Raw genomic sequence first — 11,013 nt, 5'->3', positions numbered from 1 at the left:
AGATTCCATCCACTAGTATAGCTTCGTCTTACGTCATTCGCTCCCGCAGCGCCTGCCGGTCACCTTCCTCCCTTCGATGACATAGCTTCGGTTCCATACTGGACGTCCGATCATGCCCGACAGACGAACCCTGACTTCTGCGCCAAGCTAAGGCGACCGACATACCTTGCGTTGACCTACTGTCGGGTTTGTCGCGTCCGCGACATAGTGATGTTCGGCCCGCGCGTGCCGCGCTCAGTTAAGTCATAGAATGATGTGCAGAGCAGCTTATCTGAGGCGCTCTCTGCGCAGTTGGCACAACTCTTGCTGCCTTAGTTGAACGGCGGCACACGCCGGATACCCTTCCATCGCTTGTCAGATCAGCCAGCCAACAGGTAACCAAGATGGACGCGCAAGAAACCACTGCAGCATGCCGGGACGCCTTCGCCGAACTGGCGTCGCCAGCGTGCATCCACGACCCGTATCCGTTCATGCGGTGGTTGCGCGAGCACGATCCCGTGCATCGCGCGGCGTCGGGCCTCTTTCTGTTGAGCCGCCACGCCGACATCTACTGGGCGCTCAAGGCCACGGGCGATGCGTTTCGGGGACCGGCGCCGGGCGAACTGGCGCGCTATTTCCCGCGTGCCGCGACGAGCCTGTCGGTCAATCTGATGGCATCCACGCTAGCGATGAAGGACCCACCGACGCATACGCGTCTGCGCCGGCTGATCTCGCGCGACTTCACCATGCGCCAGATCGACAACCTGCGGCCGAGCACCGCGCGCATCGTCGCAGCGCGCCTGGACGGCATGGCGCCCGCGCTAGAGCGCGGGGAGGCGGTGGACCTGCATCGGGAATTCGCGCTAGCCTTGCCCATGCTGGTCTTCGCCGAACTGTTCGGCCTGCCCCAGGACGACATGTTGGGGCTCGCCGCCGGCATCGGCGCCATTGTGGAAGGCCTGGGCCCGCACGCCAGCGATCCCCAGCTCGCCGCGGCGGACGCGGCCAGCGCCAGGGTGCTGGCCTACTTTGGCGACCTCATACAGCGCAAGCGCACCGATCCCCGCCACGACATCGTGTCGATGCTGGTCGGCGCACACGACGACGATGCCGACACGCTGTCGGATGCGGAGTTGATCAGCATGCTGTGGGGCATGCTGCTGGGCGGCTTCGCCACCACTGCTGCGACCATCGACCATGCGGTCCTGGCGATGCGGGCGTATCCCGAACAGCGGCACTGGCTGCAGGGAGACGCCGTGGGGGTGAAGGCATTCGTCGAAGAAGTCCTGCGCTGCGACGCGCCCGTCCTGTTCAGCCCCACTCCGCGTATCGCCCAGCGCGACATCGAGCTGGGCGGCGTGGTGATCCCGAAGAACGCGGACGTGCGGTTGCTGATCGCGGCCGGCAATCGCGACCCGGACGCCTTCGCCGATCCCGACCGCTTCGATCCCGCGCGGTTCTACGGCACCAATCCTGGCGGCACCAATCCTGGCATGTCGACCGACGGGAAGATCATGCTGAGCTTCGGCCACGGCATCCACTTCTGCCCCGGTGCGCAACTGGCCCGGATGCAGTTGGCCGAGAGCCTGCCGCGGATCCAGGCGCGCTTCCCCACGCTGGCATTGGCCGAGCAGCCGACCCGGGAGCCCTCCGCGTTCCTCAGGACGTTCCGCGCGCTGCCGGTGCGGCTGCATGCGCAAGGGGGGGGCTGAGATGCGCGTCGTGGTCGACCAGGATCTGTGCGGAACCACCGGGCAGTGCGTGCTGACGCTGCCGGGCACCTTTCGCCAGCGCAAACCGGACGGCGTGGCCGAAGTGTGCGTGGCGACGGTCCCGCAGGCGCTGCACGCCGCCGTGCTGCTCGCGGCCAGCCAGTGCCCGGTCGCCGCCATCCGGGTCATCGAAAGCGACACTGGCGATGGCGAGCGCGCCAGCGCGGACCCTGCGCCTTCTCCGGCGGAGGCTGAGCGGCATGCCGCGAAAGACCAACGCAATCCAGGAGGACACGATGGGACGGTTTGAAGGCAAAGTGGCCGTGGTGACCGGCGCCGGCATCGGCAAGGGACGTGGCCGCGCTGGTGGCCTTCCTGCTCTCCGACGATGCTGCGTTCATCACCGGCCAGGTCGTGTGCATCGACGGCGGCATGCTGGCGCATGTCCCGACGTACGCCGACGGTGGCAACAGCCGCGCCGCGCGGGCTGCCGGCGACACCGCCGAAGCGGGGCGCTGCTGATGGACATGCTGCTCAACCCGCTGGACCGTCGGCACCGGCTGCGGTACGACATCCCGGTCGTGCCCGGCGCTTTCCCCCTGGTCGGGCATCTTCCCGCCATCGTCTGCGACCTGCCGCGCCTGCTGCGGCGCGCGGAACGGACGCTGGGCAGCCACTTCTGGCTGGATTTCGGGCCTGCCGGACACCTGATGACCTGCGTGGATCCAGATGCGTTCGCACTACTCCGGCACAAGGATGTGTCCTCGGCGCTGATCGAAGAGATCGCGCCCGAATTACTTGGCGGAACGTTGGTCGCCCAGGACGGCGGCGCGCACCGGCAGGCGCGCGATGCAATCAAGGCGGCGCTCCTGCCCAAGGGGCTGACCCAGGCCGGCATCGGCGCCCTGTTCGCGCCCGTCATCCGGGCGCGGGTGCAGGCGTGGCGCGACCGCGGCGACGTAGCCATCCTGCGCGAAACCGGCGACCTGATGCTCAAGCTCATCTTCCGCCTCATGGGAATCCCAGCGCAGGACCTGCCGGGATGGCATCGCAAGTACCGGCAACTGCTGCAGTTGATCGTCGCGCCCCCGGTCGACCTGCCCGGACTGCCCTTGCGGCGCGGCCGCGCCGCCCGCGACTGGATCGATGCGCGGTTGCGCCAGTTCGTCCGCGACGCGCGCGCGCATGCCGCGCGCACCGGGTTGATCAACGACATGGTGAGCGCCTTCGATCGCAGCGACGATGCGCTCTCCGATGACGTCCTGGTCGCCAATATCCGCTTGCTGCTGCTTGCTGGTCACGACACCACCGCCTCGACGATGGCCTGGATGGTGATCGAGCTGGCGCGGCAGCCTGTGCTGTGGGACGCCCTGGTCGAGGAGGCGCAACGCGTGGGCGCGGCGCCGACCCGGCACGAGGACCTGGCGCAGTGTCCGGTCGCCGAGGCGCTATTCCGCGAGACGCTGCGCGTGCATCCGGCAATCACGCTCCTGCCGCGTCGCGCGCTGCAGGAATTGCAACTCGGCCAACGGCGCATTCCCGCGGCACCCATATCTCATGAGCTGGCATCGCATGCCCCGTGTGGCGAGGCAGCGGCGCCGGCCGCGGCGGATCGCCGCTCGCCGTGGCCGTCTCCTGTCAGGTACAAGGACATGAACAACATGCAGACCGATTCCACGCTACACGACGACCGAACTGGCGTTTCCGCGCTCGGCGGCGGCGCATCCGGCAGGCTGCTGCCGGAGATCTGGATGCAGGACGGCGCAAAGCGGGTCGAACAGGCGCTAGCGCGTCTTCTCTGCGCCGAAGACGACGGTGAGACCGAGCTGATGGCGGCGATGCGCTACGCCACCTTGCATGGCGGGAAGCGCACCCGCGCATTGCTCTGTCTGGCTGCCGGCGCACTGGCCGACACGCCGGCGCACATGCTCGACGACGTCGGCGCTGCCATCGAGATGATGCACGCCTGTACCCTGGTCCACGACGACCTGCCCGCGATGGACGACGACGTGCTTCGCCGCGGCCTTCCGACCGTGCACGTCAGGTTCGGCGAAGCCACTGCGATCCTGGTCGGCGATGCGCTGCAGGCGCACGCCTTCCTCACCCTGGCGAGCCTGGATGCGCCGGGCGACAACCGTATCGCGCTCGTGCGCGAACTGGCGCGGGCGGTGTCCGCCGAGGGTGCCGCAGGCGGGCAGGCCATGGATCTGTCGCTGGTCGGAAAGCACGTCGAGCTGGACAGGATCGTGGCAATGCACCGGATGAAGTGCGGAGCGCTAGTGCGCGCATCCGTTCGCATGGGCGCGCTATGCGCCATCGCGGAGGATGCCGCGCACGCTGCGCTGTACTGTGCGCTCGATCGCTACAGCGCCTGTTTCGGCCTGGCGTTGCAGGTGGTCGACGACATTCTCGACGCGACTGCGGATACCGCGACGCTGGGCAAGACCCCCGGCAAGGACGCGGCGGGGCAGAAGCCGACCTGCGCGTCGATCATGGGGCTGCAGGCAGCGCGCCAGTTCGCGCTGGATCTGTTGCGCGACGCCGGGGAGGCCATCGCCCCGCTGGGGCCGCGTGCGGAACGCATGGCGCAGATGCTGCAGCGGGCCAACGCGTATCTGTTCAAGCACGCGCCATGCGCATAAGCGCGCCGTCCGCATGGAGTCGCCCGTGTGCCGCTGGATCGACCAGCGGCAGCGGTGCATGCAGCACTGTGTCCGAGTTCGCGGCGACTGCCCGATCCTGGTTCTCGTCAACCGTCTGCAGAAGGAACATTCCGCGTGAACGCGCTGTCCGAACAGATCCTTTCCGAATTGCGCCACCTGCTGAGCGAGATGAGCGACGGCGGCAGCGTCGGTCCGTCCGTCTATGACACGGCGCGAGCTCTACAGTTCCACGGCAACGTCACCGGTCGGCAGGACGCATACGCGTGGCTCATCGCGCAGCAACAGGCCGATGGCGGATGGGGAAGCGCGGACTTCCCGCTGTTCCGCCATGCGCCCACGTGGGCGGCGTTGCTGGCATTGCAGCGTGCCGATCCTCTTCTCGGCGCTGCCGACGCAGTCCAGACTGCAACCCGGTTCCTCGAGCGCCAGCCCGATCCCTACTCGCATGTGGTGCCGGAAGACGCGCCGATCGGCGCGGAGCTGATCCTGCCGCAGTTGTGCGGCGAGGCCGCATCCTTGCTGGGCGGCGTGGAGTTTCCGCGCCATCCGGCGCTGTTGCCGTTGCGGCAAGCGTGCCTGGTCAAGCTGCGGGCGGTGGCGACGTTGCCGAGCGGCCATCCGTTGCTGCACTCCTGGGAAGCCTGGGGGACGTCGCCGACCACTGCATGCCCTGATGACGACGGCAGCATCGGCATCAGTCCGGCGGCCACCGCCGCGTGGCGTGCGCACGCCGTCACACAGGGGAGCACGACGCAGGTCGGGCGCGCCGACGCGTATCTGCAAGCGGCATCGCGGGCGACGCGCAGCGGCATCGAAGGCGTCGTTCCCAACGTCTGGCCGATCAATGTGTTCGAGCCATGCTGGTCGCTGTACACCCTGCATCTGGCCGGGCTGTTCGCGCATCCCGCGCTCGCCGAGGCGGTGCGCGTGATCGTTGCGCAGCTCGACGCCCGCCTGGGCGTGCGCGGTCTGGGCCCGGCCTTGCACTTCGCGGCCGATGCGGACGACACCGCCGTTGCGTTGTGCGTCCTGCGCCTTGCAGGCCGCGAGCCGGCGGTCGATGCGTTGCGCCATTTCGAAATCGGCGAGCTGTTCGTCACCTTCCCCGGCGAGCGCAATGCCTCGGTGTCGACCAACATCCATGCCCTGCATGCGTTGCGACTGTTGGGAAAGCCCGCCGCCGGCACCAGCGCCTACGTCGAGGCCAATCGCAACCCGCACGGTCTATGGGACAACGAAAAATGGCACGTTTCGTGGCTGTATCCCACCGCGCATGCGGTCGCTGCGCTTGCGCAAGGCAAGCCCCAGTGGCGCGACGAGCGCGCGTTAGCGGCGCTGCTGCAGGCGCAGCGCGACGACGGCGGCTGGGGCGCCGGTCGCGCGTCCACATTCGAGGAAACCGCCTATGCGCTGTTCGCGTTGCACGTGATGGACGGGAGCGAAGAGCCGACAGGGCGCCGGCGCATCGCGCAGGCGGTGGCGCGTGCGCTGGAGTGGATGCTCGCCCGCCATGCGGCGCATGCATTGCCGCAGACGCCGTTGTGGATCGGCAAGGAACTGTATTGCCCCACCCGGGTCGTGCGCGTGGCCGAACTCGCCGGGTTGTGGCTGGCACTTCGTTGGGGGCGGCGCGTCCTGGCCGAGGGAGCAGGAGCGGCGCCATGATCCAGACCGAACGCGCGCTGCAGCAGGTGCTGGAGTGGGGGCGTTCCCTGACCGGGTTCGCCGACGAGCATGCCGAGGAAGCAGTCAGGGGCGGCCAGTACATCCTGCAGCGCATCCACCCGAGCCTGCGCGACACCAGCGCCCGCACCGGCCGCGATCCGCAGGACGAAACGCTGATCGTGGCGTTCTATCGCGAACTGGCGCTGCTGTTCTGGCTCGACGATTGCAACGACCTTGGCCTGATCGCGCCGGAGCAGCTCGCCGCAGTGGAGCTGGCGGTGGGGCAGGGCGTGCCGTGCGCGCTCCCCGGATTCGAGGGCTGCGCTGTGCTGCGCGCTTCGCTGGCCGCGCTCGCCTACGATCGTCGCGACTATGCTCAGCTTCTCGACGATACCCGGTGCTACTGCGCGGCGCTGCGCGCCGGACACGCGCAGGCGGCAGGGGCGGAACGCTGGTCCTACGCCGAGTACCTGCACAACGGTATCGATTCGATCGGCTACGCGAACGTGTTCTGTTGCCTGTCGTTGCTGTGGGGGCTGGACATGGCGACCTTGCGCGCGCGTCCGGCGTTTCGCCATGTCCTGCGGCTCATCTCCGCGATAGGGCGCCTGCAGAACGATCTGCATGGACGCGATAAGGACAGGTCGGCCGGCGAGGCCGACAACGCGGCGATCCTGGTGCAGCAGCGCTATCCGGCTATGCCTGCGGTGGAGTTCCTCAACGACGAGCTGGCCGGCCATACGCGCATGCTGCACCGGGTGATGGCGGAAGAACGCTTTCCCGCGCCGTGGGGACCCTTGATCGAGGCCATGGCGGCCATCCGCGCGCAGTTCTACCAGACCTCGACCAGCCGCTACCGCAGCGACGCTGCGGGGGGAGGCCAGCGTGCGCCGGCCTGAATGCGCGGGAGGCGGCGGCGTGTGCGCGCTGCCGTCGGTCCGATCCGACGCAACGCCGTCGCCCGATGCGACGGATGGAGCGAGCATGAGCGACACCGCCCTGAGCCGGCGCAAGGACGACCATCTGGACATCGTGCTGGATCGGCGAACGGCGCCGGCCACGGTCGCCGCCGGCTGGGAGTACATCCGTTTCGAACACTGCGCATTGCCCGAGTTGGAGCTGACGCAGATCGACCTGCGCGCCTCGCTGCTGGGCAAGACCATGCGCGCGCCGCTGCTGATCAGCTCCATGACCGGCGGCATGCCACGCGCCGAGGCCATCAACCGGCATCTGAGCGAGGCAGCGCAAGACTTGGGGATCGCCATGTGCGTCGGTTCGCAGCGCTTGAGCCTGCAATCCCGCAACTCCCAGGGGCTGACGCGCGCGCTGCGCCGCCTGGCCCCAGACATTCCCTTGCTGGCCAATATCGGCGCCGCGCAACTTCGCGAGGCCGACGGCCTGGACCTGGCGCGCCGGGCGGTGGATGCGCTGGAGGCCGATGGACTCATCATCCATCTCAATCCGCTGCAGGAAGCGGTACAGCCGGAGGGCGACCGCGACTGGCGCGGCGTCCTGGCGCAGATCGCTCGCGCCGCGCGCAGCGTGGGCGTGCCGATCGTGGCTAAGGAAGTGGGGTCGGGCCTGTCCGCCTCGGTGGCCTGTGCGCTCGTCGAGGCGGGCGTGGCGGTAATCGATGTCGCCGGCGCCGGCGGCACCAGTTGGGCCGCGGTGGAGGGCGAGCGCGCCCGCGATGCCGCCGACCGTACCGTGGCGATGGCGTTCGCTGATTGGGGGATTCCGACCCCGGCCAGCGTGCAGGCGGTACGTCGGGCGCTGCCAACGGTGAAGCTGATCGCGTCGGGCGGGATCCGCGACGGCGTCGACGTGGCCAAGGCCATCCGCCTGGGCGCGGACATCGCTGGGCAGGCGGCCGGCGTGCTGGGCGCGGCGACGGTGTCCACCGAGGCGGTTGTCTCACATTTCGAGATCGTCATCCGCCAGTTGGCCGTCGCCTGCTTCTGCACCGGCTCGGCTGATCTGGCGGCGTTACGTCAGGCGCGCTTGTTGCCCTCGGCACATCTGCCCGCCGGTTGATGCCGGCGTCGCCCGCACGTGGCGGCGGGCGCCTAGCAGACTGCTGAAATACCTACGCCAAAGATAGACTACCGATCCCCTTGGCGAGGGGTTCGATGCGCAGGAGCGATGTGTTCATGGAGCAGCTGTTCACGATGAGCGGTTGGAGGATTTCGTGCCAGCCGATCATCCACTGCGCCCGATCCGGCTGATGGTCAATGAAGCGCTAGTGCGGCTAGACGGGTACTGTCACATTGATTGAGCGGTAAGGAAATTGAGGTAGCAGCGCACCCATGACCGTGAGTGCACCGACCTACAAGAACCACCGCTCAATCAATGTGACAGTACCTATTGAGAAGCTGCGTGAACTGAGCCTACCCTGGCCGGGAGGTGTCCAATGAGCCGGCTTCGCACAACGCTCAAGCGCTATGTCGGCATGCGCCAAGGGCTGGGATACAAATACGACGGTCCGGCACGACGGTTGTCGTCATTCGTCACCTTCATGGAAGCCCGCGGCGCCGATACCATCACGACTGATCTGGCGATGGAATGGGTGACGTTGATGGGCCGACAGCCGAGTTGGTCCATCCGCCTGGCTGATGTGCGCTGCTTTGCCTAGCACCTCACTCATTTCGATCCTCTGACGGAAGTGCCACCAAGCGACGCTGTGCCGCCGGCACGGCGGACAAAGCCCTACATCTATAGCGAGATCGAGATTCAGGCGCTTGTGGCGGCAGCACTTTCGCTGCCGCCGGCCCTCGACGCTGGAATCACTGCCGGTTCGGACTGATAGCGGTGGCCGGACTGCGCCATTCCGAAGCGCTCGGCCTGCTCCGGGCCGACGTCGATCTCGACCAGGGCGTCCTTACTATCCGAGAGACAAAGTTCGGCAAGTCACGGCTGGTCCCGCTGCACGCCACGACAATCGCTGTCCTTTCAGACTATGCCGTCCGACGCGATGCACACCTTGGTACGCCGCGCAGTCCCTATTTCTTCGTCGCCGAACAGGGCGGCAGATTGCTGCATCAATACGTGCACCGCGTGTTCTGGCGACTTTCCCGGCAAATCGGATTACGGCAGGAGGGGAATCGCGATGGCCCACGGATTCATGATCTTCGTCACCGTTTCGCCGTCCAGACCCTGATCAACTGGCATCGCGCTGGCGAAGATGTGGAACGCGAGCTGCCGGTTCTCTCGACCTTCCTCGGCCATGCGAATGTTCGCGACACCTACTGGTACCTGTCCGCCGCGCCGGAACTGATGAACCATGCCGTACGGCGATTGGATAAGCGCTGGGAGATTCGGTCATGAGACGCACGAACGACCTGACCGTGCTGATCGAGCGGTGGTTCACAGATCGGCTCATGAAGCATCGAGGTGTAAGTTCCAACACCATTGCCTCCTATCGCGACACCTTCAGGCTCCTGTTTGCGTTCGCACAGACGCGCCTTGGGAGATCCCCATCTCAGTTGACACTGCGGGATTTGGACGCTCCTTTCATCGGCGCATTCCTGGAGGATCTTGAGACGAAGAGATCCGCCTCGGTGAGGACCCGGAACCTCCGCCTCACAGCCATTCGATCTTTCTTCCGATATGCGGGGTTCAGGAGCCGGCACATAGCGCCCACATTCAGCGTGTGCTCGCGATCCCCAGCAAGCGATGTGACAAGCGGCAGCTTCAGTTTCTAACCAGGCCCGAGATTGGAGCGATCCTGGACTGCACGGATCGAAGCACGTGGCTGGGATGCCGCGATTACACTCTGCTATTGCTGGCCGCGCAAACGGGGCTGCGGGTCTCCGAGATCATCGATCTTGACCGAGACTCGGTAATGCTGGGCCAGGGCGCGCATGTGCAATGCGTCGGCAAGGGCCGCAAAGAGCGAAGTACGCCGCTCACCAAGGTTGCACAGCAAGCCCTCCGGCGTTGGCTCAAGGAACCAGGGAAGCGAGGCGCAACGGCTCTCTTTCCGAATATGCACGGTGGCAGCCTCAGCGCCGACGGCGTGCAGGCCCTGCTGAACAAATATGTCGCCAAAGCGCGCGAGCACTGCGTCTCCCTTCGCTCGAAGCGGGTGTCGCCCCATGTCTTGCGGCACAGCGCTGCCATGGAGCCGCTACAGGCGGGCGTCGATTGCTCGGTCATTGCCCTGTGGCTGGGCCATGAGGCGATGGAAACGACGCTGACCTATCTTCATGCACATCTTGAACTGAAGGAATCCGCACTCGCAAAGCTGAAGCCGTACGAAGGCGCCAAGACCAAGCGATTTCGACCAAATGACCGGCTTCTGGAATTCCTGAACGCCCTCTGAGCATGAGAACTATGCCGAGTGCCAACGACTGGTCTTCGACCAAAACGGCAAGAGAAGCGCGTTTCAACCGGTATGTTGGAAGAGGTGCTCGGCATAGTTCGACGGTCGGCATAAAACATGGAAAATGAATGGCGCCGATCCGCTCGACTGGCTCTCGCAGACCCTGACCCGCATTGCTCAAGGCTGGCCAGCATCCGAAATCGAAGCCCTCATGCCCTGGAACTTCAGGTCGGACGCCGTCAGCTAACCGCTTACCGCGTTTCACGCAATGTCCGGCATTCTCGTTGCTATTCCGAAACTTGCCGGACCGCTTCCGGCCCCAATTGAGACGCTCGGATTCATACGGACCAAGAATCCGTTCTTCCCGCTTCCCGGGCGTCCAGATCAAAGGCAGCAACGCGAACTCTCCATCCGCCTGAGACTGGAAGCCGGCAGCATGCCGCTCAGTCCGGATGTCTCCGGTCCTTCGCCTTGAAGGGATATGAACCCGCGGCCCGCCGGCCAATTCAAACTAAAGCATTGAAATACTGTGACAGTGTCATCACCGTTCCGCGGTTGCCGGCGTGCTGTGTCAAATCGCCGTGGGTAAATTTGCATTCGCTTGACCGACGACGCCCTGCCTGGCATACAAAGCTTGGCCCTACACGCGGGCCGGTGTGCCCGCCACGCAAAG

The 11,013-nt window shown here is 66.2% G+C and carries 6 protein-coding genes and 6 pseudogenes; all 12 read left to right on the top strand.

All coding sequences use genetic code 11. The features are described 5' to 3' along the window. Positions 1-383: 383 nt before the first annotated feature. A complete protein-coding gene (locus USDA257_RS32650; protein WP_014857763.1) occupies positions 384-1,691 on the top strand; it encodes a cytochrome P450 in 1,308 nt (435 codons plus the stop codon). A 1-nt stretch (position 1,692) separates the two neighbouring features. Continuing rightward, complete coding sequence (locus tag USDA257_RS32645; protein ID WP_034859623.1) at positions 1,693-2,001, top strand: ferredoxin; 309 nt, start codon at positions 1,693-1,695, stop codon at positions 1,999-2,001. Between the two features lie 38 nt (positions 2,002-2,039). Then, a pseudogene (locus USDA257_RS35245) lies at positions 2,040-2,213 on the top strand (SDR family oxidoreductase); the annotation flags it as partial. Continuing rightward, a pseudogene (locus USDA257_RS36505) lies at positions 2,213-3,235 on the top strand (cytochrome P450); the annotation flags it as partial. The pseudogenes USDA257_RS35245 and USDA257_RS36505, both read left to right, overlap by 1 nt. A 117-nt stretch (positions 3,236-3,352) precedes the next feature. After that, the gene (locus tag USDA257_RS36500; RefSeq protein WP_034859625.1) at positions 3,353-4,333 is read left to right on the top strand and encodes a polyprenyl synthetase family protein; all 981 of its coding nucleotides are present in this window, start codon (positions 3,353-3,355) and stop codon (positions 4,331-4,333) included. A gap of 135 nt (positions 4,334-4,468) precedes the next feature. Next, positions 4,469-6,019 (top strand): hypothetical protein, encoded by a 1,551-nt coding sequence (locus USDA257_RS32630; RefSeq protein ID WP_014857759.1) that lies wholly within the window; start codon positions 4,469-4,471, stop codon positions 6,017-6,019. After that, positions 6,016-6,918: a terpene synthase family protein gene (locus USDA257_RS32625; protein WP_014857758.1), complete on the top strand. Its 903-nt coding sequence runs from the start codon at positions 6,016-6,018 to the stop codon at positions 6,916-6,918. The genes USDA257_RS32630 and USDA257_RS32625 overlap by 4 nt, the downstream gene beginning before the upstream one ends. Before the next feature lie 85 nt (positions 6,919-7,003). Continuing rightward, complete coding sequence (gene fni, locus USDA257_RS32620; protein ID WP_015633476.1) at positions 7,004-8,053, top strand: type 2 isopentenyl-diphosphate Delta-isomerase; 1,050 nt, start codon at positions 7,004-7,006, stop codon at positions 8,051-8,053. A 95-nt stretch (positions 8,054-8,148) separates the two neighbouring features. Beyond that, a pseudogene (locus tag USDA257_RS38205) lies at positions 8,149-8,276 on the top strand (IS5/IS1182 family transposase); the annotation flags it as partial. 153 nt (positions 8,277-8,429) lie between these two features. Next, a pseudogene (locus USDA257_RS35235) lies at positions 8,430-9,343 on the top strand (tyrosine-type recombinase/integrase). Beyond that, positions 9,340-10,340: pseudogene (locus USDA257_RS32605) on the top strand (tyrosine-type recombinase/integrase). The pseudogenes USDA257_RS35235 and USDA257_RS32605 overlap by 4 nt, the downstream one beginning before the upstream one ends. A gap of 112 nt (positions 10,341-10,452) precedes the next feature. After that, positions 10,453-10,587: pseudogene (locus tag USDA257_RS35230) on the top strand (transposase domain-containing protein); the annotation flags it as partial. Positions 10,588-11,013: the final 426 nt, after the last annotated feature.

It is taken from the genome of Sinorhizobium fredii USDA 257 (assembly GCF_000265205.3).
Taxonomy (GTDB): Bacteria; Pseudomonadota; Alphaproteobacteria; order Rhizobiales; family Rhizobiaceae; genus Sinorhizobium; species Sinorhizobium fredii_B.
Note: the sequence above shows the minus strand (reverse complement) of the source record. Positions and strands in the feature narration are given on the sequence as shown.